This window comes from Pantoea sp. X-Soil-TKNS-1280, assembly GCF_059730475.1.
This window is the reverse complement of the sequence record NZ_AP035962.1, coordinates 2,682,116-2,706,031: the sequence shown is the minus strand read 5'-3', so window position 1 is coordinate 2,706,031 and position 23,916 is coordinate 2,682,116. Positions and strand designations below refer to the sequence as shown.

General features: G+C 54.3%; 19 protein-coding genes. All 19 read left to right on the top strand.

Features of this window, described 5'->3' with window-relative positions; all coding sequences use genetic code 11:
• The first annotated feature begins 70 nt into the window (after positions 1 to 70).
• The 19 genes from AC6I8X_RS12595 (at position 71) to AC6I8X_RS12505 (ending at position 23,904) form a co-directional block, all read left to right on the top strand.
• Positions 71 to 1,063 (top strand): hypothetical protein, encoded by a 993-nt coding sequence (locus AC6I8X_RS12595; RefSeq protein ID WP_313686148.1) that lies wholly within the window; start codon positions 71 to 73, stop codon positions 1,061 to 1,063.
• Entirely contained in the window at positions 1,060 to 1,473 is a 414-nt protein-coding gene (locus AC6I8X_RS12590) for a hypothetical protein (RefSeq protein WP_497839903.1), read from the top strand. Before AC6I8X_RS12595 ends, AC6I8X_RS12590 begins: the two co-directional genes overlap by 4 nt.
• Positions 1,474 to 1,498: 25 nt before the next feature.
• On the top strand, positions 1,499 to 1,906 hold the full coding sequence (locus AC6I8X_RS12585) for a hypothetical protein (RefSeq protein WP_497839902.1): 408 nt from the start codon (positions 1,499 to 1,501) through the stop codon (positions 1,904 to 1,906).
• 72 nt (positions 1,907 to 1,978) lie between these two features.
• Positions 1,979 to 2,392 carry a hypothetical protein gene (locus AC6I8X_RS12580; RefSeq protein WP_313686154.1) on the top strand — a complete coding sequence of 138 codons (414 nt, stop codon included), beginning with the start codon at positions 1,979 to 1,981 and terminating at the stop codon, positions 2,390 to 2,392.
• Positions 2,393 to 2,596: 204 nt separating this feature from the next.
• Complete coding sequence (locus tag AC6I8X_RS12575; RefSeq protein ID WP_497839901.1) at positions 2,597 to 2,965, top strand: hypothetical protein; 369 nt, start codon at positions 2,597 to 2,599, stop codon at positions 2,963 to 2,965.
• A 144-nt stretch (positions 2,966 to 3,109) separates the two neighbouring features.
• Positions 3,110 to 4,897: a type VI secretion system-associated FHA domain protein TagH gene (gene tagH, locus AC6I8X_RS12570; protein ID WP_497839900.1), complete on the top strand. Its 1,788-nt coding sequence runs from the start codon at positions 3,110 to 3,112 to the stop codon at positions 4,895 to 4,897.
• Positions 4,894 to 5,685 carry a PP2C family protein-serine/threonine phosphatase gene (locus AC6I8X_RS12565; RefSeq protein ID WP_299449432.1) on the top strand — a complete coding sequence of 264 codons (792 nt, stop codon included), beginning with the start codon at positions 4,894 to 4,896 and terminating at the stop codon, positions 5,683 to 5,685. The genes tagH and AC6I8X_RS12565 overlap by 4 nt, the downstream gene beginning before the upstream one ends.
• 10 nt (positions 5,686 to 5,695) lie before the next feature.
• On the top strand, positions 5,696 to 6,652 hold the full coding sequence (locus tag AC6I8X_RS12560) for a hypothetical protein (protein ID WP_497839899.1): 957 nt from the start codon (positions 5,696 to 5,698) through the stop codon (positions 6,650 to 6,652).
• A gap of 15 nt (positions 6,653 to 6,667) precedes the next feature.
• Entirely contained in the window at positions 6,668 to 7,495 is an 828-nt protein-coding gene (locus tag AC6I8X_RS12555) for a type VI secretion system accessory protein TagJ (protein ID WP_497839898.1), read from the top strand.
• Entirely contained in the window at positions 7,485 to 8,060 is a 576-nt protein-coding gene (gene tssE / locus AC6I8X_RS12550) for a type VI secretion system baseplate subunit TssE (RefSeq protein WP_313688700.1), read from the top strand. Before AC6I8X_RS12555 ends, tssE begins: the two co-directional genes overlap by 11 nt.
• Positions 8,061 to 8,062: 2 nt before the next feature.
• A complete protein-coding gene (gene tssF, locus AC6I8X_RS12545) occupies positions 8,063 to 9,937 on the top strand; it encodes a type VI secretion system baseplate subunit TssF (RefSeq protein WP_313688698.1) in 1,875 nt (624 codons plus the stop codon).
• Complete coding sequence (tssG, locus tag AC6I8X_RS12540) at positions 9,934 to 10,983, top strand: type VI secretion system baseplate subunit TssG (protein ID WP_497839897.1); 1,050 nt, start codon at positions 9,934 to 9,936, stop codon at positions 10,981 to 10,983. Before tssF ends, tssG begins: the two co-directional genes overlap by 4 nt.
• Before the next feature lie 54 nt (positions 10,984 to 11,037).
• Entirely contained in the window at positions 11,038 to 13,641 is a 2,604-nt protein-coding gene (gene tssH / locus AC6I8X_RS12535; RefSeq protein WP_497839896.1) for a type VI secretion system ATPase TssH, read from the top strand.
• 29 nt (positions 13,642 to 13,670) lie between these two features.
• Positions 13,671 to 15,122: a serine/threonine protein kinase gene (locus tag AC6I8X_RS12530; RefSeq protein WP_497839895.1), complete on the top strand. Its 1,452-nt coding sequence runs from the start codon at positions 13,671 to 13,673 to the stop codon at positions 15,120 to 15,122.
• A 17-nt stretch (positions 15,123 to 15,139) separates the two neighbouring features.
• Complete coding sequence (tssI, locus tag AC6I8X_RS12525) at positions 15,140 to 17,608, top strand: type VI secretion system tip protein TssI/VgrG (protein WP_313689461.1); 2,469 nt, start codon at positions 15,140 to 15,142, stop codon at positions 17,606 to 17,608.
• Positions 17,605 to 17,958 (top strand): hypothetical protein, encoded by a 354-nt coding sequence (locus tag AC6I8X_RS12520; protein ID WP_497839894.1) that lies wholly within the window; start codon positions 17,605 to 17,607, stop codon positions 17,956 to 17,958. Before tssI ends, AC6I8X_RS12520 begins: the two co-directional genes overlap by 4 nt.
• Before the next feature lie 270 nt (positions 17,959 to 18,228).
• Positions 18,229 to 18,960 (top strand): lysozyme inhibitor LprI family protein, encoded by a 732-nt coding sequence (locus AC6I8X_RS12515; protein ID WP_497839893.1) that lies wholly within the window; start codon positions 18,229 to 18,231, stop codon positions 18,958 to 18,960.
• 96 nt (positions 18,961 to 19,056) lie between these two features.
• Complete coding sequence (locus tag AC6I8X_RS12510; protein WP_313689467.1) at positions 19,057 to 19,497, top strand: DcrB-related protein; 441 nt, start codon at positions 19,057 to 19,059, stop codon at positions 19,495 to 19,497.
• A 3-nt stretch (positions 19,498 to 19,500) separates the two neighbouring features.
• On the top strand, positions 19,501 to 23,904 hold the full coding sequence (locus AC6I8X_RS12505) for an RHS repeat-associated core domain-containing protein (protein ID WP_497839892.1): 4,404 nt from the start codon (positions 19,501 to 19,503) through the stop codon (positions 23,902 to 23,904).
• The last annotated feature ends 12 nt before the right edge of the window (positions 23,905 to 23,916 follow it).

Genomic DNA, 23,916 nt, shown 5'->3' with positions numbered 1-23,916 from the left:
AAGCGGCCTTACGGGGTCGCTTTATTCAATGTTAAAAAATAACTGCATTTAATAGCAAAAGGATATTGTGATGAGCGGAAATAGTATGGTTGAACCGGGTTTTTGCGTGGTGCAACGTCCCGGTAGACTGACAGAGCAGGCGATGTTTCTGTTCGGAAACCGCAATATTGCGGCGGCCAATTACTTTTTGCAATTAAATGCGGATGTCGCCTGGGCGAAACCAGGGCAGATACTGATAGTGGCTGATCCTTACGGTAATAACAGCCCGGCAGCCATGAATGCGTTGAGAGCAGCAAAAACTGCGACCAATAACAGCCTGGATCATCTCTCTGCAGATGAAGCCAGCTTTTTTCATCAGCATTACGCTTCGATTGCAGCAATCACCAACTTTATGGACAAATCATCGGGTGTTATCGGGGATGCCGGAGAGAAATATTTCGCGGAGATTGGTAAAAAACTGACCGCCATTGAGGTCGCTTACCGCAACCAATACCTGACTGCGGGTACGCTTATCGGCGAGCAGTTCTTTGTTGAACGTCGTCGTTTGTTTGGCGAACTGGATGTGCTGTTAAATAAATTTTCCCGTCTGGTACTGAAATTACAGCCTTATCAGAAGTTAAAACACGCTTTAAACCTGTCAAGTTCATCGATTGTACACGACTGGGAGAGTGCAGGGGTTGGTGCAATTCGTGGTTACTCCACCTACGTTGATGGTGCCGCGAAGGCCGCAAAGTTTATGAAAATGGGTGGCTGGGTATCGATTGGATTTAGTGCACTGAATACGACAAATGATGTTTATGATGCTTGTACTGTAGGGCGCAAAGATGAATGTGCCAAAGTAGCAATCAAGAAATATGCTCAATTTGGTGCGAGCACTTATGCGGCAATGTATGGCGCCCAAATTGGTGGTACATTACTCCCTATGGCATGTGTGATCCTTGGAATCGCTACAGGGCCTGTTGGTATATTGACTTGCAGTATTGCTGGTGCTGCCGTCGCTGGATATGGAATGGGTGAGTTGGCTGGTGGGATTGTAGGCGCTGCCATGGATAAAATTTTATGATTTCATATGATGTATTATTTTTTTTGCAAATTTTTTTACTACTTCTGGCATTTGGCATCCATTTATATGGGGTCTTCCTGTTTAAAAAGAATGCAAGTAGCTATGATGATTTAATCAATGAATTTCGTAATAAAGGCTTGCAGCTTGATGTAATGACAAATATTGCTTCTCATTTTGGAGCGTTCTTTAATGAGTTCAAAATTATGTATTTTACACGGTTGTACTATGGAAAAATATGGTATTACAAAAAGAATGAAGTGGTTAATCCTGAAACATATCAGTTTATTCAGAAACTACCAGAAGATCAGATTGTCTGGATCATTAAACTACATAGAATAAATATGGTGGCTTACTCTATGGCCGGGTTGTTCGTTGTGGTCGCACTGGTCTGGAGGTTTTTGTATTTTTGAATTATAAAAGATGATCCAGGTTAATATGAGTAATTTTTTTATGTATTGCTGCGTAGTTTTATTCTTTTTGATTGGTGTCTTGCATGTTTATGCGGCGATTATTTTTAGAAGAAACAAGGAAAAATATAATCAATTTGTCAGCGAATATCAGCAAGCAGGCTTGCCGTTGGATTTAACAACAAGAGTTTCAGGATTTATGGGGTCTTATGCAAACTATCAAAAGCTCGCATTTTTTATTCGATTATACCGTGGTGTGAAAATGCGTTTTTCGAAAAAAGAATATGTTAAGCAAGAGGCTTACGATTTCGTTCAGAAACAACCTCATGAAAAAATAAACTGGATGTTGGAGTTGCTCAATTTCTATAAAGTCATTTATTTATTAACAGCTGTCTTTGCTGTTTTTCTGGTGGTTTTTTCATATATATTAAATTAATAACCCTTACCCCAAAAATCATACTCTTTTTATCTTAAAGGGTATGTTGAATGCGTTGGTGGAGGAGTTATTATGACATTGGCTGATTTTTTCCTATATTTATCTCTGGCGTTATATTTTATTGCCTTCGCTTCACAGTTAGTCGCTTATTTTGTTTTCAAAAAAAATCAAAGTAAGTACGAGTCTTTATTGAGTGATTTCAGACAGCGCGGTATTCAGTTGGATATTATCACGAATTTTGCATCTTTCCTTGGTCCAATGTTTAATGCGCATAAAATAGCTTATTTTGTTGATGTTTATCACGGAAAGAAAATTTATCTGGATAGAAATGAATCCGTGAGTGAAGAAGCGAACTTGTTTGTTAAAAATCAGCCGCTGAGCAGAATTTCCTGGATATTTAGTTTGCATAAGTTAAATGTTGCCAGTTTTACGGTGCTGTTTCTTGCCGTTGCATTAAGTTTTATATCCAATTCTCTTCTGAAGTAGCTCAACAGTGGTGTGGTAGGTATTGTCGTGAATAAATACGATGTTTTTTATGATTTGCCACCCTGATTTTCAGTTGCTGCCACCAGTTTTAGACTTGCTGAAATGCCTGGGGTAACCGTATTTCATTATGTTCCGCCAGGGATGAAAATCATCTGATTCAGGTCTGCTTAGTCTGTCACAGCTAAAAGGGAATTTATCAATAAAATGTCTCTATACATACTCCCATTTGTAATTATCATTGCCTTTTCAAGTGTCACTTACGCAAAATCTATCTTAAATTTTCACGGGGTGAAATTTAAAGCAGTGATTGAGTATGATTGTGATGAAGGTAATTTAACCTGCGATAAAGTCTTTCTAAAATCAACAAACTTAAAAGATAATAGTTTTATTGAACTAAAAGGCGCAACGATCAATACCAATTGCCCTGATGTATGTGATTTTCAGGGATATGGTTTTGAAAATGGAAAATATAATTATGCATTTTATCCCAGCCTGAAAGGAAATGATGTTTGGGACTATATCATAACCGAAAATGACAATGTCATAGCTCAGGATTCAGGTGTTATGAAGTGATTTTTGGGAGTGTTAAACATTTTATGTCATTGCTACAACACTCATTAAATCTCCGTGCCTCAAAAATCAGCTCCCTATATCCCGCCCCTTTCCTCCGAGAGGTGCGCAATATAGATGCCGAACAGCTAACCGCAGGAATCCGTTATGCGCTTTACGATAATAACGACTAAACCCGGCCATCAGCCGCCGCAAGCCCTTTTTGACTTCTTACCACCTGGTGGCACCATTGGTCGTGGTGTTGATAACAACCTGGTGTTACCCGATGACGACCGGACCATCTCCCGTTTACAGGCCATTGTCCATATTACCGCTGACGGTGAATGTCGCCTGACGAATCGCGGCAACGTCACGCGTGTGATGCTGAACGATATTCCGCTGGAACGTGGGCGACAGGTGGAATTACAGGACGGCGATATTCTCGGCATTGATGACTATCAGCTGCTGGTTAATGATATTAACGCACAGCAACCCGCTCAACCACCGAAGGCCCCATCCCAGTCGGTGACCAAACCTGCTGTGATTGCTGATGAACCACCCGCTGCAGCGAGTAGCAGTACCGCTGCGATCCCGAGTGAGATCTGGGATAGCCTGGCGAAGGAGTTCTCCATCTCCGATGATCTCTCGAAGCCAAACAAAGTGGCACCCGCCGCGCCGGAAGTGAACCCGTTGACGGCCCCCGCATCGCCCGATCGTAACCCGGAAGACCCGCTGGCCGCGCTGATTAATGATGCCCCGCTGGATATTGGCCAGCAGCCTAAAAATAACAGCCTGTTTGATGCCGGTGATGCCCTGTTCGCCCAGGACAGTATTTTCGACGATGCAACGCCGAGCGCGCTGGCAGGGCAGAAAAGCGTCGTTGCAGCGGCACCGCCAGAAGCGAAGCCCGCGGAACTGGACCCGCTCAGCCTGTTTGGCAGCCAGAGCGCTCCCGATCCTCGTATTCATGACGATCCCCTCGGCCTGATGATGGGGGGGGCCGTTCCACTGGCACAACCGGAGCCACAATTAGCGCAATCTGCCAGCATTATTCCACCCGAACCGGAGGAAGAAACCTCAGATGTCAAACTGGCCGATCTGAGCAGTTCACCGCTGTTTGACGACACCGAAACACAACCTGCATCCGAACCCGTGCCTTTAATTGAGGAGGCAGCCGAAGCGAGCCCGGCAAGCCAGGTTGAATACGGCGGCATCACCCTGCCGACACCGCAGGCGGTACAACGCACGCCATCACCGATACCGAAAGGTCGTCTGCGTATTGACCCGGTGGCCTCCAGCAGCCAGAACGGTGCTTCAGCCCAGAGCAGTGGCGACGCATTAAAAGGCGAATTGCTGGATGCCTTGCTGGAAGGCATGGGGTTGCAGGATTTACAGCCCACGCCGCAGTTCGATCGTGAACAGATGCGCCAGTTTGGTCAGATGCTCAGCATGTTCTCACAGGGGACGGTGGCGCTGCTCTCTTCACGTTCGATTCTGAAGCGTGGCGTAAAAGCGGATATGACGGTGATTCTCGACGACGCCAACAACCCCTTCAAATTGCTGCCCTCGGGTAAAACGGTGCTGATGCAAATGTTTGGCAGCCGCATGCCCGGCTTTATGCCACCCCGTCAGGCGGTGCGTGATGCACTGATCGATTTGCAGGCGCATCAGTTGGGAATGATCGCCGGAATCCGCGCCATTATCGCGTCGATGCTGCAATCCTTTAACCCGGATCAGCTGGAAGAAGAGGCGCGTCAGGCGGGATCGGTATCGCGTCTGGGGCTGCCCGGCAGTCGCAAGGCGGCATTGTGGGAACATTTTGTTGAGCGTTACGGCGAAACAGCCGGAGAAATCGAAGACGACTTCCACACCCTGTTCGGCGAAGCCTTCCTGCACGCCTATGACATGGAAGTTAATCAGTACAAAGACTCACAAACCCACACGGATGACGCATGAATATCACCATTGCTTCCACGTCGAATCAGGGCGACCGCGCCAGCAATCAGGATCAGACCGGTGAAATCATCGGTGAACGTTCAGCCTGCTTTGTCGTTTGTGACGGCGTAGCGGGCTTTCCCGGCGGCGAGGTGGCGGCCACCATCGCCCGCAGCAGCCTGATGGATGCTTTCAACGGTGATAGCCACCTGAATGCACAGTCCATCCGCAATTATGTTAATCACGCCAATCACGCGATTCGCCAGCAGCAGAAAGCCAGCAGCGAGCACAGTCGCATGGGTACGACGCTGGTCAGCCTGTTTATCGATCGTGATTACGAGCTGGCCTACTGGGCACATGCCGGAGATAGCCGCCTTTATTTATTTCGGCGCGGTTATCTGTATCACGTCACGACCGATCACAGCCTGGTCCAGCAAATGAAAGATGCTGGCCATCAGACGGAAGGTATCAATACCAACTTGCTTTATTTTGCCCTTGGTATGGGGGATGAACAGCGTGATGCCAGCTATAGCGATGTGGTGGAGATTGAAGATGGTGACGCCTTTTTATTGTGCACCGATGGATTCTGGCACGGCGTCACGCTGGAGCAGATGCAGCAATCGTTGCATATGGTCAACACGCCACAGGAGTGGCTGACGCTGATGCAACAAATCATCAGAAACGACCAACCGGAAAAAGGCCAGCAGGATAATTTCAGTGCGCTGGCTGTCTGGGTTGGTTCACCTCAGGACACCACCTTACTGCACTCGCTGTCAGATGCGGCGCAGTTTTTCCCTCTTCGCGATTGAGAACGCCAACATGAAATATGGATTACTGGGTCTGGCTGCGTTGCTGCTGAGCACACACGCTTTTGCAGAGAACTATCGCATTGTTCAGTCCCCGGCACAGAAACTGGATGTCTGGATTGATGACGTAAAAGATAACCAGCTGGCAAGCTGGTGCCAGAAGAGTGTGGATCTGCGCATCGTCACCAAAGGTGAAAAGAATGCAGCGGTACTGGATGGATTCCTGCCGCGAGTGGCGGGGCTGATGGCTTCCCAGTGTAAGTCGCTGCAACAGCTGCATTGGCAGCTGGAGGATGAGCAAGGTAACGCGCTGGCAGAGGGCAGTGCCGAGCAGACGAAGAACTGGCAGCCCGTCACCACGCCACCGCCGCCCGTTGCTGCCCCAGCACCGGCACCGGTGCTCAGTTCACCCCCTGCGGATACCACGCCCTGGCAGCAATTCAGTCTGCTGGATGGGTGCCATTTCCGTACCTGGTGGACTCAACCGGCACAATCCAGCGCGATTTTTGTCCCGTCGAAACAGGGACTGGTCTGCGCTCAGGATGGCTGGCTGAGTGGTCACAGCACCCTGACACAGATGGGGAATGGCGCAGCAAAATCGGTGGAAGTCACCTTCCTGCAGGGATTTCCGGTTGCCGGGCTGAATAGCAAACCCTCACCCCGTGAACTGACCATTACCACGGTCAACCGTGAGCGCATGGTGCTGAGTAACGAGAAATCACCAGAAAGCTGGCTGGTATTGCCGTTTAGCCCGCAGTTTAACGGCTGGCAGGCACCTGATCAGGTGGTGGTACAAATGCCAGCCAGCGATGCTGCGGATGAAAGCGCATTACGCGCCCGGCTGCAGGAAGTCCGCAAAGTCTGGTCGCCGTGGCTGAACAGTGCATTACCGCTGAAAATCCTGCTGGTGGAACAATTGCATCCGGAACTGAAAGATCCGGCTGCTGCCGTTTATCGCACCGTTAACTAACGCAAAGGAGCATGCATGGACAGGTTACAACAGCGTCTGGCTACCGCATCACTGGCGGAAAATCTTGCCAGCATTACGGCGCAGATCCAGGCGAATCCGGCTGATGCCGATTTGCGCGCTGCCTTTGTTCAACTGCTGTGTCTGGCTGGCAACTGGACGCGAGCGCAAACCCAGCTGCAATCCTGGCTGGCATTGACCCCGCAGGCGCAACCGACGGTCACGCTGCTGCAACAGGCGATTGCCGGTGAACAACAGCGCGCTGCGGTATTGCAGGGTGAAGCTCAGCCACACCTGCCGGGCAGTGCCTGGATGTGGTGTGAAACCTTGCTGGCTGCGTTGCAGGCTGACATTGCCGGAGATGTTGCACATGGCACCGAACTGCGTCAGCAGGCACTGGAAAACGCTGCCGCGAATCCAGGTTCGCTGGAGCAGCAGGACCAGCAGATGGATTTCCCCTGGTTGATGGATGGTGACAGCCGTTTTGGTCCGGTTTGTGAGGCGCTGGTTAACGGGCGTTATTACTGGATTCCGTTTGCCGCCATTCGTGAAATGCAGTTTCAGGCACCGACCAGCGTGACGGATCTGGTATGGCGTCACACGCGGATACAACTGGTGGATGGCAGCGAGCAGGTCTGTCAGCTTCCGGTGCGTTATCCTCTCACGGCAACGCCTGAAGAGCGCTGGCTGCGTAGCAGCGTCACCGAATGGCAACCGCTGGGTAATGACGACAGCCAGTTTATTGGTCACGGTCAGAAAGTCTGGCTGAGCGACAGCGCTGAATATCCGCTGCTGGCGCTGCAGCGCCTCACGTTCGATCTCGTCGAGTCGTCTTATGAGCCGTGATTATCCTGCGCAACAGGACGGCTATGCCCAGCTGCATGGCGGCTATCGTGCGCGTAAAAATCGCGACACCCTCACTTCGCGTGACAAGTTGCAATCATCGCTGCTGGATCGTCTGACCGATGATGCCCCCGACAAACGCACGGAACCTGGCAACAGTATCCTGATCAGCCACAGTACTTTGCGTCGCCATGTGCTGCGTGATTTGCAGTGGCTGTTTAACACCATCAACAACGAAGCGCAGCAGGATCTCGACTGCTTTACCCATGTGCAGCGCTCGGTGTGGAATTTCGGCGTCGCACCGCTGGCCGGGCAAAATATGTCCGATATCGAATGGGAGGATGTCCAGCGCAAAATGACTGATGCCATCCTGCATTTTGAACCCCGTATCCTGCCGCAGGGTTTGCAGGTGCGTTGCGTCAGCGACCTGACTTCTCTCGATCTGCACAACGTGTTGTCACTGGAGATCAAAGGTCGCCTGTGGTGCGTACCTTATCCGCTGGAGTTTCTGTTCCGTACCGAGGTGGATCTTGAAAGCGGCCATTTCGAACTACAGGATGCGGGGTAATCATGGACAGTAAACTGCTCGACTACTACAACCGTGAGCTTGCCTATCTGCGCGAAATGGGAGCGGAGTTTGCTGCCCATTACCCCAAAGTAGCGGGGCGATTGGGGATGCGCGGCATTGATGTCGCTGATCCTTATGTTGAACGGTTGATGGAGGGGTTCGCGTTTCTCACCTCCCGCGTGCAGCTGAAAATGGATGCAGAGTTCCCACGCTTCTCGCAGCGGCTGCTGGAAATGATCGCACCGGGTTATCTGGCGCCAACACCTTCGATGGCGATAGCTCAGTTAACGCCGGACAGCCGTAAAGGGGATATCAGCAACGGCTTTCTGGTGCCACGCGGCACCATGATGGAAAGCCAGAGCCTGAAAAAATCCGGCGTCACCTGCAGCTACACCACGGCGCACGACGTGATGCTCCATCCCTTACGCATCAGTGAGGTGTCACTGGGTGGCGTCCCGGGTGATATCCCGTTGGGTGAACTGAAACTCAGCGGACGTGGTGCCAGTAGCGCATTACGGGTGCGTATTGAGTGCGAGGGTGTTTCCTCTCTCAGCCAGCTGAAGCTTGATGATTTGATGCTATACCTCAGCGGGCCGGATATTCAGGCACTGAAGTTACTGGAACTGTTGATGCAGCATCGGGTTGGCATCCTGCTGCAATCGGTGGAGGCCCAACCGCAGCGCCTGGTGCTGGCGGACAGTGCGCTGCAACAGCAGGGCTTTGCACCGGAGCAGGCATTGTTGCCGGATGATTTGCGCAATTTCGATGGCTATCGGCTGTTGCAGGAATATTTTGCCTTTCCGGCGCGTTTTCAGTTTATCAGCCTGCACCAGCTGGCGTCGTTTCTGGCGGGATGCCACAAAGCACAGGCATTCGACATCATCATTTTGCTCGATAAGGCCGACCCTGAGCTGGAAAGTGTGGTGGATAGCAACCATCTTGCGCTGCACTGCACACCGGTGATTAATCTGTTTCCGAAAACGGCTGAGCGCCTGAAAGTCAGCGACAGCCAGCACGAATATCATCTGGTGGTAGACAATATCCGCCCGCTGGATTACGAGGTGTACTCGGTACAGCGACTGTTTGCCACGGTAGAAGGACAACGCGAGGAACAGGTTTTCCGCCCGTTCTGGAGCACTTTCAGCCCGGATAGCGGCGACTACGGCGCGTACTTTTCTTTGCGTCGTGAGCAGCGCACCCTCTCGGAACATGCGCAACGTTACGGCACCCGCACCGGCTATATCGGTTCTGAAGTTTTTCTCTCACTGGTTGATGAACATCATTCGCCGTGGCGGGATGACATGCGTTTCTTCTCCGCTGAAGTGATGTGCACCAGCCGTGATTTACCGCTGATGTTGCTGCAACAGGAGCAGGGCAACTTCGTCATGCCGGACTCTATCCCGGTAAGCCAGCTGACGCTATGTAAAGGGCCAACGCCGCCGCGTCCGGCGCTGGCTGAAGGGTTATCCTCCTGGCGGCTGATTAGCCATCTGCAAATGAACTACCTCAGCCTGATGGACAGCGCTGACGGCGAAGGTGCTGCTGCATTGCGTCAGTTACTCAGCCTGTATGCAAATCTGGCTGAGGCACCGGTGGCCCGCCAGATTGAAGGTATCCGCCATTGCCAGCTGAAGGCGGTGCATCGTCGTGTCCCTGAACCGGGGCCGGTGGTGTTTGCTCGCGGCGTGAGTATCGCGCTGGAGGTGGATGAGCAGGTGTTCTCCGGTGCCAGCCCATGGCTGTTTGGCAGCGTGCTGGAGCGTGTCTTTTCGCGGCTGGTGGCGCTCAACAGCTTTACCGAATTGACCCTGAGCAGCCAGCAACGGGGCGAAATGGGTTACTGGCCGCCACGTATGGGTCAGAAGGCACTGCTATGAGTGATGTCGCACAGGTTATTCCGCTGCAGAGTGCCAGTCGTCTGCCTGATGATTTCTGGCAGGCGGTGATGGCTGCGCCCTGGCGCTACGATCTTTTCCAGCTGTTGCGCAGGCTGAATGCGCAGAGTGGTCAGCGTTATAGCCTGGGGCGTGCGCCACTGCCGAAGTTCGAAGCCGTCCGTCTCGGCCAGACGCCTTCACTGGCGTTTGCCCCGGCGACGCTAGCTAAAGTCAGCGAGCGCGAAGAGGATGGACGTCATGAAGTCTCGATCTACAGTTTTGGTCTGTTTGGCCCGAATGGTCCGCTCCCGACGCATCTGACTGAATACGTGCGCGAGCGCATCAGCCATCATCAGGATCACAGCCTTTCAGCTTTTGCCGACCTGTTCCACCATCGTGCCACGCTGCTGTTTTATCGTGCATGGGCTGATGCACAGCCGACCGCCTCGCTGGATCGCGGTGACGATAAACGCTTTCAGGATTATCTGGCGTGTCTGGCGGGCATTGGTTTTCCGGCGCAGCAGCAGGCCAGTTCGCTCAGCCTGCATGCCCGACTGATGCTGGTGGGCCATCTCAGCCGCCACGGACACGATGCAGAAGGTTTAGAACGCATTCTGCGCCTCTATTTTGGTGTGCCAGTGACGATGGAGCAAAACGTACCGCAATGGCTGACGCTGGATCACCGCGACCAGGCCCGCCTCGGTGCCGGAAGGCAGATGCCTCGTCTGGGAGAGTCCGCCTTTCTTGGGATCGCGGTGCGTGATGTTCAGCATCGCTTCCGTCTGCGTTTTGGCCCGCTTAGCGCTGCACAATATGCGCATTTCCTGCCCGACGGGAAAGGAGCATGTGAGGTGCGCGACTGGGTGCGCCATTATCTCGGCATCGAAATGCAATGGGATCTCAGCCTGATTCTTGCGGCTGAAGATGTCAACGGCGTGACTTTAGGGGGCAATGCCCGTCTGGGTTATACCAGCTGGCTGGGACAACCCGACCAGCCTGTCGATCGCGAAGATTTCGTTTTTGAGGTTGAGGCTGCTTCGCTCTAGCCCAACCCCTTTTCCCTGCCACATAGCCAGCTTCTTCATATTACAGGACCCGATATGTCTGAAATCAGCCGAGCCGTGTTATTCGGTAAACTGGACACGCTGTTATTTTCCTCGCTGGAAAGCGCCACCGCCTTTTGCAAGCTGCGCGGCAATCCCTATGTTGAACTGGTGCACTGGCTGCACCAGCTGATGCAGCAGCAGGAGGGGGATTTACAGCAGATAATCAGCCACTTTTCACTGGATGAAAACGCGCTGACGCGGGATATCGTGGCGGCACTGGATCGCCTGCCGCGCGGTGCCAGTTCCGTCTCCGATCTTGCCGAACACATCGACAGCGCGGTAGAACGCGCCTGGGTTTACGCCTCGCTAAAATACGGTGCAACACGCATCCGTGGCGGGCATCTGCTGATCGGCATGCTGAAAACCTTCAACCTCGCCAGCGTGCTGAAAGGCATTTCATCGCAGTTTGCGCGAATTAATGCCGACGTGCTGCTGGAGCAGTTCGACACCTTACTCAGCAATAGTAAGGAAGTGCAGCAGGCACTGACGCAGCCAGATGTCTCCGCACCCGCGGCGGCTGGTAGCAGCACCCTGGCGCAGTACGCGCAGGACCTCACCGCCCGGGCGCGCAGTGGGGCGATCGATCCGGTGACGGGGCGTGATGAAGAGATCCGCCAGATGGTGGATATCCTGATGCGTCGCCGCCAGAACAATCCGCTGCTGACCGGTGAAGCCGGTGTCGGGAAAACGGCGGTCGTTGAGGGGCTGGCGTTGCGTATTGCGGCAGGCGATGTCCCTGCACCGCTGCGCGATGTACAGCTATGGCTACTGGACATAGGCATGTTACAGGCCGGTGCCGGGATGAAAGGCGAGTTTGAGGCGCGGCTCCAGGCGCTGATCAACGAGGTGCAATCCAGCCCGACGCCGATTGTGCTGTTTGTGGATGAGATCCATACGCTGGTCGGTGCGGGCGGTCAGCAGGGCACCGGCGACGCAGCAAACCTGCTGAAACCGGCGCTGGCGCGCGGGCAACTACGAACTATCGGTGCTACCACCTGGGCCGAATACAAAAAATATATTGAGAAGGACCCGGCGCTGACCCGCCGTTTCCAGACGGTACAGGTACAGGAGCCGGATGAGGCGAAAGCCATCCAGATGCTGCGCAGTACCGTGAGTGCGCTGGAAAAACATCATCAGGTATTGCTGCTGGATGAGGCGGTGAGCGCGGCGGTTAAGCTGTCCCATCGCTATATCCCGGCACGCCAGCTGCCGGATAAAGCTGTCGCACTGCTGGATACCGCCTGTGCACGTGTGGCGGTCAGCCAGGGGGCGCAGCCCGCCGCACTGGAAGATTGTCTGCATCGCCTGGCTGCGCTTGATATCGAAGCGGAAATCGCCGAACGCGAGGCTAAAGTCGGGTTGGGTGCCCCTGGGCGTCAGCAGGAAATTGCGGTGTTGTATGCTGAGCTGTCTGCCACCCGCGATGCGCTCACGGCTCGCTGGCAGCAGGAGCGGGAGTTGGTTAATCAATTGATCGCCTTACGGGCACGTTGTGTCAGTGAGGGGGAGGCGACGCTGCGCAGCGAACTGGACGCCACCGTGCAGCAACTGCGCGCGCTCCAGGGGGAAGAACCGCTGCTGTTTGCTGCGGTGGATGCCAGCGTGGTTGCAGCCGTGGTCTCGGACTGGACAGGCATCCCACTGGGACGCATGGTGAAGAATGAGATAGATGCAGTACTGAACCTTGCAGATACCCTGAATCAGCGAGTGATTGGTCAACGTCATGGTCTGGATCTGATTGCCAGACGGGTTCGTACCGCACGCGCCCGGCTGGATAACCCGAATAAACCGGTGGGCGTGTTTATGCTGTGTGGTCCGTCGGGGGTAGGGAAAACTGAAACCGCCCTGGCGCTGGCGGAATCCCTGTATGGCGGTGAACAAAACGTCATCACCATCAATATGAGCGAATTCCAGGAAGCGCACACCGTCTCCACGTTAAAAGGTGCGCCTCCGGGGTACGTCGGTTACGGCGAAGGTGGCGTGCTGACCGAAGCAGTGCGCCGCCGTCCTTACAGCGTGGTGCTGCTGGATGAAATCGAGAAGGCACATCCCGATGTGCACGAATTATTTTTTCAGGTGTTCGATAAAGGCTGGATGGAGGATGGCGAAGGACGCCATATCGATTTTCGTAACACCATCATCATTCTGACTTCCAATGTCGGTACGCAGCTGATCAGCGCGCTGTGCGCCGATCCGGAACTGCTACCCGCACCTGACACGCTGAGCACGGCATTACGCAAGCCATTGCTGGAGGTCTTCCCACCGGCTCTGCTGGGACGCCTGCTGGTAGTGCCTTATTACCCGCTGAGTGATGCGATGCTGGCGGAGATTGTTCGCTTGCAGCTGACGCGTATCGTGCGTCGTCTGGCAGAGAACCACGGCATTGAAGCGGACATTGAGGATTCCGTCGTCAGTCAGATCGTGCAGCGTTGCACCGAAGTGGAATCCGGTGGCCGCATGGTTGATGCCATTCTCACCAATACTCTGTTGCCGCAAATGAGCCAGATGTTGCTCAGCGCCCATGCCCGTGATGAACGTTATCGCCGGGTACAGGTGCGCTGTGAACAGGGCGAGTTTGTCTGCCAGTTTGATGTCTAAAGCCGTTCGTTATCAGAGAGTTTTCGTCTATGTCGGAACACGATAATCACCTCAATGTACCCAACGCATTACCGCTGGGTTACCGATTCAATGAGTTTGAAATTAAGGAAGTCATCGGCGGTGGCGGCTTTGGCATTGTCTATCGCGCCTGGGATCATCAGCTGGAACGTGACATCGCGATTAAAGAATTTATGCCTGCCTCGCTGGCGGTGCGCAGCGAAGGGCTGAATCTGGTACTGCGCAGCGAGCGCTTTAGCAAAACGTTCGCAGCGGGTTTGAACAGTTTTATCCAGGAAGCCAGGCTGCTGGCGCGTTTCAACCATCCTAACCTGCTGCATGTGCTGCGCTTCTGGGTACAAAACGACACGGCCTATATGGGCACGGTGTTTTACAGTGGTACCACGCTCTCCATCGTGCGTGCGCGCAATCCACAACAGATTGATGAAGCATGGATCCGTCGTCTGCTGCCACCACTGCTGGGGGCAATTAAAACCATTCATGATGCGGGTTATCTGCACCGCGATATTTCGCTGGATAACATCCAGATCCAGAGTAACGGCGAACCGGTGCTGCTGGATTTCGGTTCGGCACGTAAGACCATCAGTAACCTGTCTGACGAAAGCGAAACCATGCTGCGTCCAGGTTATGCGCCGATTGAGCAGTACAGCGACAACGATGAAAGCGAGCAGGGGGCCTGGACAGATATCTATGCGCTGGGCGCAGTGCTGCATACCCTGATCACTGGCGCGCCACCGCCGGTAAGCGTGGTGCGTAGCATCGAAGATAACTACCAGCCGCTGGCCCAGCGTCGTCCAGCAGGATTCTCCCCGGCGCTGCTCAACGCTGTCGATGCGGCTCTGGCGCTGAAAGCAGAAGACCGTCCGCAAAGTATCGATGCCTTCGCTGAACTGATGGCATTGCCGGAAAGCAACGCAGAGACCCCGCACGCCGCCAACGTCAGTGGGCCAGGGACCATGCTGGTACCGGTTGAGGAAGTAGAGGAAGAAGCGGTACCTCTTTCGCCGGTTAAAGCCTTGCTGCGTCATCGTTTCGCGCTACCGGGATTGGTGGCGGCAGGTGTGGTGCTGGGTTTGTGTGTTGGCCTGCTGGTGGCCGGAGGCGGTGATGATGATGTACAGGCTCAGTCACAGCCGGAATCTCCTCCGGTCGCCACGGCCAGTGCGGCACCTGCGGTTCAGCAACAACCCGCAACACCGGCAGAACCACCAACGGCACCACGTGAAGCACAACCAGCACCGCCGCCTGCACCGGTCGCGCAGGTGTATATCAGGTTACAACCGGGCGAACAGGTGCAGGTGAATGGTAAACAACAGGCGCTGGTACCGGCTGCCAATGGCTTCGCTGCATTGCAGCTTGCACCGGGTCATTACACATTCTCCATTCATAGCCAGCATGGCGCACGTGAACAGACGCTGACCATCGGTGATGAAGGCGTCTGGCTGCTCGATCCACATAGCTAACTACAAGGGATTTGCTTATGTTTTCACGCATAACCGTTCAGCTGCCCATGGAGGGCTTGCTGTTCTGGAAACTCAACGGGTCCGAAGCCTTCTCGGAATCATTTGCCCTGGACGCGGAGCTGCTTGCCACCGATGCGCGCATCGATCGTCAGTCTCTGCTGGGAAAACCGATCACCTTTACGCTACCGACAGAGCATCTGCTGAGTACGCGCTATATCAACGGTAAAATCACCCGCGTGGCGGTACGCAACGAGGAGCTAAACGGTACCCGTTACGCGGTTTATGCTCTGACAGTGGAGCCGGACCTGTGGCCGATGAGGCGCGATCGTAACCTGCGCATCTTCCAGAGCCAGACGGTGCCACAGATTGTGCAGACGTTACTGAAGGAGTACAGCGTCAATGTGGAGTCGCGGCTCAGCAGTAGCTATCGGGTCTGGGATTACTGTGTGCAGTACCAGGAAAGCAGCTATGCCTTTATCAGCCGTCTGATGGAGCTGGAAGGCATTTACTTCTGGTTCCGCCACGAGGCCGATAAACACACCCTGGTGCTGTGCGACGCGGCGGATCAGCATCAACCCTTCAGCGGTTATGAAACCATCCCTTACCACGTTGCGCCGTCGGGCGGCAGTGTGACGGAAGAGGGCATCAGCCAGTGGTCACTTGCGGAGAGCGTCACGCCAGGGATGTACAGCACCGACGATTATGATTTCCGCAAGCCAAACGCCTGGATGTTACAGGCACGCCAGAATCCGGTGGCACCGAGTCCCGGCTCCGTGGATGTTTATGATTGGCCGGGGCACTTTGTGGATCACAGCCACGGTGAGTTTTACACCCGCATCCGCCAGGAGGTGTGGGAGGTGGAGCACCACAGCATCAGCGGAGTGGGGACGGCGACGGGTATTGCACCGGGCTACACCTTCGGGCTGCTCAATGCGCCGCACTTCAGCGACAACGGCAAATATCTGACAGTAACAGCCGAATATTCTTTCGAGGAAAACAGCTACGCCAGCGGGGATGTGACCACTACGCACAACATCCGTTTTACCGTGCTCCCGGCATCAATTACTTACCGAACACCGCCCCGCACGGCTTGGCCGAAAACGCATGGCCCGCAGACGGCAAAAGTGGTGGGACCAAAAGGCGAGTCGATCTGGACCGATCGTTATGGTCGGGTGAAGGTGAAGTTCCACTGGGACCGGCTGGCAAAAGGTGACGATACCAGTTCGTGCTGGGTACGCGTCTCCAGCGCCTGGGCGGGTCAGGGATTCGGCGGGGTACAAATCCCGCGCGTGGGTGATGAAGTGGTGGTGGATTTCATCAACGGCGATCCGGACCGCCCACTGATCATTGGTCGTGTTTATAACGAGGCGAGCATGCCACCGTGGGCGCTGCCAGCGGCGGCAACCCAGATGGGCTTCCTCAGCCGGACTAAAGACGGCACCGCAGACACCGCCAATGCGCTGCGCTTTGAGGACAAGGCAGGCGAGGAACAGCTGTGGATTCAGGCGCAAAAGAATATGGATACCAACGTCAAAAATGACGCCACCCATACTGTCGCCAACAACCACAGCCACTACGTCGGCGTTAATGAGCTCTACCGGGTTGAAACCAATCGTGTACATGGTGTGAAAGGCGGTGAAGAACTGCTGACCGGCAAAGGCAAAATCGATGCGGCGGTAGAAACTTATGTGCTGGGGTCGGGCACAAAATTGCGGCTGGAATGCGGTGAAAGCGCGATAGAACTGAACGCCAATGGGCAGATCAATATCGTCGGCAAAGGGTTTAATCTCTTCGTGCAGGGTGACGGAAATATCACCACATCGGGCGGCAAACTTAACCTGAATACCGCAGGTGCACAGCCCGGAACAGGTGCGCCGGGAAGCAGCCATAAGCAGAATATTACGGAGGCGGTGACGAATCTATTCCCGGCAAAAAAGGGGGATAAGGCGGAGGGACCTAACCCTCTGAAGTTAAGAGCGGTTGTTGCAAAATCTGCCGGTAGTAAGCCGGCTGGGAAAAGACGTCCTTTACCACTCGAAAAACAAGTCTTTTTTGATAAAGTAAATTCCGCAGCGAAGGCTATCGAGAAGAAAACAGGAATTCCAGCCGAAATTGTTACAGCTCAGGCAATTCTTGAATCAAACTGGGGAACACTTGTACCTGTTGATGAAAAAACCAAAAAAGTTAGTAACAATCTTTTTGGTATAAAAGCTCATGGATCGCCTAACTATGTGGAGACATGGACTCATGAGAATATTAATGGTAAGAGAGTACAAGTGTTGGATAAATTTGCTAGCTATGATTCTATAGATGAAAGCATTGAACAGCATGCTCAGTTTCTGATAAAGAATCCGCGTTATAGTAGTCTGTTCCATTCAACGGATCCGGTCGACTGGGCTAAAGGTTTACAAGCTAAAGGCTATGCAACAGATCCTAATTATGCTAAGAAGTTAATCGACATTATGAAAAGTCGAGGGATGATATGATAAAGTTTTTTGGGTTGTTACTTGTTTTGCTCCCGTTGACGTCATCAGCAAGCGTCTACTGCCAGGAAGCTGATAAAACAGGAATTTCTCAAGGTGTTCGCTTTGATAATACAGATAACCTTTATAAGGTTGGTGGGCAAGGGAGGTTGCAGTTTTATTCCGCACCTGATACGAAGTGTATAATGAAAGGGACTTTTGTTATTCCTGGTAACGATCTGATTGCATATGTTGAATATGGGGATTTTTATAGGGTAATGTATGTTGCTGATGATGATCAAGTAACTGGTTGGGTTAAAAAAAATAGACTAATTGAAACGCATAAAGGCATCGCACCGAATTATGATGAATAGTTGAGTGAAAAAAGTAGGTTGTGATTTTTATTATAATATCATGTTTTTATATGGTGATAATTATTTTATTGAGATTTTTAATGTCCATCGTGATTTTATGATGGTTTAATTTTGAACTATTTCAATATTTCATAGAGTGAAAGATTGCATTTAACACTCTGTGTTGATTTATTTCAAAGTGGGTAAGCTAGAAATATGCCCACTTTGACAACTGGTAGCGGTTTTTAAATGATCTGAAAAATTATCAGCAATTAATACAAGGATGAGTGAATGAGACTTGATAAGTTTACATTATTGGTGACTGTATTTTTATCTCTACCCTTCCATGCAGCAAAGGCCAGTGAGGAAAGTTTCACTCCTGTTTTCAAAAAATGCATGTCCAATTCAAACGGAATTACCGTTGCGATGCGTGACTGTTATAACGATGAAATCATCAAACAGGATGCGAGATTAAATAAAAACTACAAAACTTTCTTGGCATCACATGATGGTGATACCAAAAAATCTTTTGTGGAATCACAGCGGCTATGGTTGAAGTACCGCGATGCAAACTGTAATGCATGGATTACCTCTGAAGCAGGTGGCACGCTGGCGTTGCTGGTCGGTGAAAGCTGTAATCTAAAGATGACCGCCGAGAGAGCTGATGAATTAGAAATACCCGCCCCTTTCAGCGGTATCTGGCGAGGAGAACGGGGGGAGCAAATTTCTTTATCACTGACCTTAAAACAAACAGGCAACGAGATCACCGGAACCTACTGTTATATGGATGGCGGTGATCAGATTGATTGTCCGGCGATTGGCGAGTCAGATCCCTTGCACGGAGTTATAAAAGGTTCCTCGGCCATTGTGTGGTTTCCCTCTACAGGGGGCGAACCAGACAAACGCAAAGCCAGAATTACTCTTAAAAAAGATGGAAAACTTTCCTGGGAATTGCTTGAAGACCCCGATTGTTGTTTTACTCCTACACCACATTCTTTCCAAACGCTAAATCGCACAGGCTAAGAATTAATCAAACCACCTTTAGCAACTCGCAGCGAAAAATATGGCGAAACCTCTCGCCTCTATACCCGATTTAAACCCCCAGAACGGATAACCAACATGCACTACCAATTCAACGAGGGCGCATTTTCCCTGTTTCCTGCTGCCTGGCAGGATACCACCATGAATATCCTGCGTGATGAGGCCAGTGGCCTTGCGCTGATTGTCAGCCGTGGTCCTATCCCGGAAGGCAGCGACTTTCAACAGGAGTTTCAGCATCAATGGGATGCGTTGCGTCAGCAGATGGGGGAAATCCATCAGAGCGCGTTCGCCCATGTCACCGCTGGCGCAGACCATGCTCTGGATGCCATCGAAGTGGAAACTGCTTACGAACGCAATGGCCAGGCACTATGGCAAAAGCAACTGGCCGCCGAAGTACCCGGAACCCGTACCCTGATGGTTTTTACCCTCTCCGCCCTTCGGCCCTTCAGCGAAGAGGATGCTGTGCGCTGGAACGCATTTCGACAAAGCCTGACATTACATAACCCACGGAAAGCATAAGGCATGGATAACCGCGCAGCCCGGCAGGGCGATGAGATCATTCATTCCAGCATCCTGGCGGATATCACCAGCATTGTCGCGGAGGGCGTGACCTATGCGGCAATGGGGGCGATTGTCGCGGGAGCGGCCACCTTTGCCGGTCCGGTCCTTGGCATCGGCGCACTGACTGCGCTCGGCAGCAGTTGCCTGCTGAGCGGGATCGTGGCGGGCGTGGCCGCCAATGCCACCGGTCTGAGCAGCAAAATCAGCGCAGGCGCGGACGAAATCGGCAACTTTCTGTTCCCGCCATCCCCGTCGGGTGTGATCATCAGTGGCTCAGATGATGTGATCATCAACGGCCTCGCCGCTGCGCGGGCTGCCGGAACCCTGACGTCCGGCGATACCCCCGCGCCGGAACCGCAGTCCCCCGCCAGTTTTGCCGATTACGGCGGCATGCTGCTGGCAGCAGCAGAGCAGTTCGGCAGCGCCATGTGGCAGCCCGGCGTGGCGTCGGCCGCTGCGGGTACCTCGCCGCTGATGCAGGACAAAGTGCTGTGTGAAAAGCACAGCGGCCCGCAGTTTCTGGCGGAAGGCTCCAAAAGCGTCTTTATCAACGGTCAGCCTGCCGTGCGGGCCAAAGACCGCACCACCTGCGAAGCCACCATCAGCGATAACGTCTCGCCTGATGTCATCATCGGCGGTGAGACGCTGACGGTACGCGATATCAAAAGCGGCAAACAGCCGGGCCTGGCGCTGGCGATGATCGGGCTTTCGCTGATCCGTGGTCGTCCGTCGCAGATCCTGAAAAATATGCCCTGTGCGCTGGCGATGGCCGGGGGCGGTATGCTGGCGGACATGGCGATCAACGCCGTGTTCTCCTCACTTCATCCGGTGCATGCCGCCACGGGCGTTAAAGTCCTGAATGACGACGCCGAGCGCGACTTCGTCCTGCCGGGACGCTTCCCGCTGCGCTGGCAGCGCAGCTACAACAGCCTGACGCAGCGCGCCGGATTGTTCGGTACCGGCTGGGCCACGGTGTTCGACAGCTACCTGATGCTGGAAGGGGAACAGGCTACCTGGTTTGATGACACCGGCCGCGAGCTGACGTTTACTCTGCCCGGAGATCAGGCAGTGCTTTACAGCATCAGCGAAGGGCTGATGATCCGCCGGAATGCGCAGGGTGATATCGCCATTGCCGACGATGATGGTGCCGTCTGGCGGCTGTACAAACCGACGGCGGCAGACCCGCAGCAGCTGCGGCTGGCCTCGCTGAGCGATGAGTATGGTAACGCGCTGGAAACGGGGTGGGATGCGCAGGGACGTCTGGTACGCATCCATGATGAGCCGCTGGCGATTGATGTGGCGCTGCATTATGACGATCCACGTCATCCGCAGCGGGTCACCTCTGCGCACCACTTTGATGGTGAACGGCACTGGCCGCTGATGCGCTGGACATATGATGCACAGGGGCAGCTGGCTGACGTCACCGATGCGGCGGGCGTGGTCACCCGTCGGTTCCGCTACAACGCAGACGGGTTGATGGTCTGGCATCAGCTGGCGGGCGGTGCGGAAAATGAATATCGCTGGGAAAAGTTCGACCACTGGCGCGTGGTGGAAACCCGCAGCAGCAGCGGTGACGGCTGCCGGATGCATTATGATCTGGCTGCCGGGATCACCCGTGTCTCAACCTATGACGGACAGCAGCGGGAACACCACTGGAACGCACAGGGCCTGATTACCTGTTTTATCGATGAGCGCGGTGAAAAATGGCGCTATGAGTGGAATGAACACGAGCTGCTGACGCGGCGTATTGACCCGCTCGGCCATGCGGTGAGCTTTGCCTATGATGAATACGGCAACCGCGTGGAGGAACAGGACGCAGACGGTGCGGCGCAGGCGGTGCAGTGGCTGCCACATCGCGCATTGCCGGTGGCGGTTACCGCACCGGGCGGCAGCGTGACGCAGTATTTTTACGACAGCCACCACGGGCTGGAACGGGTGGTGAATGCGCTGGGGCAGAGCACGTTTTACCGGCGCGATGAATACGGGCTGGTGACGGAGGAGCAGGACGCGGCGGGTAATATTTACCACCGTGGCTATAACGATGCCGGGCAGGTGATCCGCGAGACCGACTGTTCGGGACGGACCACGCGTTACCGCTACCATGCGCGGGGATGGCTGAGCGGCGTTATCACCCCGGATGGTGAAGAGACGCGTTATGAATACGATGCTGCCGGTCGCCCGCAGCGGCTGGAGCGCGCGGAAGGCTGGGAAGAGAGCCTGAGCTGGAACGGGGAAGGATTGCCGGTTGCCTGGCACGCCGCCGACGGCCAGCGCAGCCTGTTTCGCTATGATAGCCAGGGCCGCCTGATTGCCACGCGCAACGCGCAGGGCGAGGAAGTGCAGCGCAGCTGGGACAGCCGCAGTCGCATGACGGCGCTGACCAATGAAAACGGCGAAAGTTATCGCTTTGAGTGGGGGGCGGACTCGCTGCTGCTGGCTGAGATTGGCCTGGATGGCGTGGCGACGCGTTATGAGTACGATGCGGCGGGGCAGACGCGCTCGCGTACTTTTGCCGCCGGGCACCCGGCCGCCATCACGCACCGGTTCAGCTGGAGTCCGGCGGGGCAGCTGCTGGACCGTACCACCCCGGAAGGACAGACGCGCTACCGCTACACGCCGGAGGGGCAGCTGGCCCGCATCACCCGGCATCTGCCGCTGTCGGACACGGCGTGGAGCCGCCAGGCGGAGCAGGAAATCACCTTCCGCTACGATGCGCTGGGGCGGGTGACGGACGAACAGGGGGGACAGGGCCGTCTGGCATGGCAGTATGATGCGCTGGGTAACTGCACCGCGCTGACGCTGCCGGACGGACGTCAGCTGAAGCAGCTGTACTACGGCAGCGGGCATCTGCTGAGCATCGCGCTGGACAGCCTGACGGTAAGCGAATTTACCCGCGACACGCTGCACCGGGAGCTGAGCCGCAGCCAGGGCGGGCTGACGACGCGTACTGAGTATGACCGCCTGGGCCGTCTGGTGAAAAAGGATGTGTTTAACGGCGATGCGCAGCGTCCGGCCCCGCGCTGCTGGTCACGCCGTCGCGATTTTGACTACCGCAACAATCTTATCCGCGAAGAACGGGACGATAACCCGTTCAGCCAGACGCTGTGGCAGTATGACAGCGCGGGCCGCCTGCTGGGGCAGGAAGGTGTGCAGCCGGGGAATGGTCAGTGGCGCTGGGACGCAGCGGGAAACCCGCTGGAGCGCCATGCCGGTGCGGTGTCGCACAACCGGGTGACGCAGCTGAACGGCATCCGCTGGCAGTATGACGTGCATGGCCGCACCACGGAGAAGGACAACGGGCAGGTGCGCTGGCGCTACCGTTACGACGGTGAACATCGTCTGACGGAGGTACTGAGCGAACCGTACGACCGCAACCGGCCGCCGGTGCGGGTGAGTTTTCAGTATGACCCGCTGGGCCGCCGCATCAGCAAAACGCGGCAGCCGCTGGTGCAGGGCAGGCCGGTCGGGAAGGCGGTGACCACGCGCTTCGTCTGGGAAGGGTTCCGCCTGTTGCAGGAGATTCAGGATGATGTGCCGCTGACGTATGTGTACAGCGGTGCGCAGAGCTTTGAACCGCTGGCGCGTATCGACGGCACGGACAACCCGGAAATAGCCTGGTTCCACTGTGCGGCAAACGGGATGCCGGAGCGGCTGACGGACCGAGAAGGCCGCATCAGCTGGGAAGGGGTGAACGGCGCGTGGGGCAAACTGCTGCGTGAGTCGTCCCTCCAGACTCCCGGTTTCGCGCAGAATCTGCGGATGCAGGGCCAGTACCTGGACCGGGAAACGGGACTGCACTACAATCTGTTCCGGTATTACGATCCGGACAGCGGACGGTTTACGCAGCAGGACCCGATAGGACTGGCGGGTGGGCTGAACCTGTATGCGTATGCGCCGAACCCGTTCAGCTGGATAGATCCGCTGGGGCTGAATAGATGTAAACCTGATTTTTATGTCGGGCCTGATGGACCAAGTGCGACGATGCCCTCGACTGCTTATCGTTATATGAGATATCTTGATGATGATGGTCAGGTCAACAAATGGGCTTTAAAAACGGTTGAGAGCAAATCTGCGCCTGCGTCATACATTGGTTTCGAGAAATATTCGACTTCGGCCGAAGCGAAGAATGCATTCCAAATAGCTCCAGAATGGAGTGATGCAAGATTAAGAGGGACGTTTGATACTTTGCAGCTTTATGAAAATGGTAAACCTCAGGTTAGGGTTCCATATTGGGCTGGTGATAAAGGAGCTCCAAGACTTGAACCATTTGCAGAAGCCTATCCACAATATGGTAAGGGTGGTGCGGTTCAGCTAAATGCGGATAATCGGATAGTCAATTTCGATCAAGTAGATATTATTGATTGATAGAGGATTGAT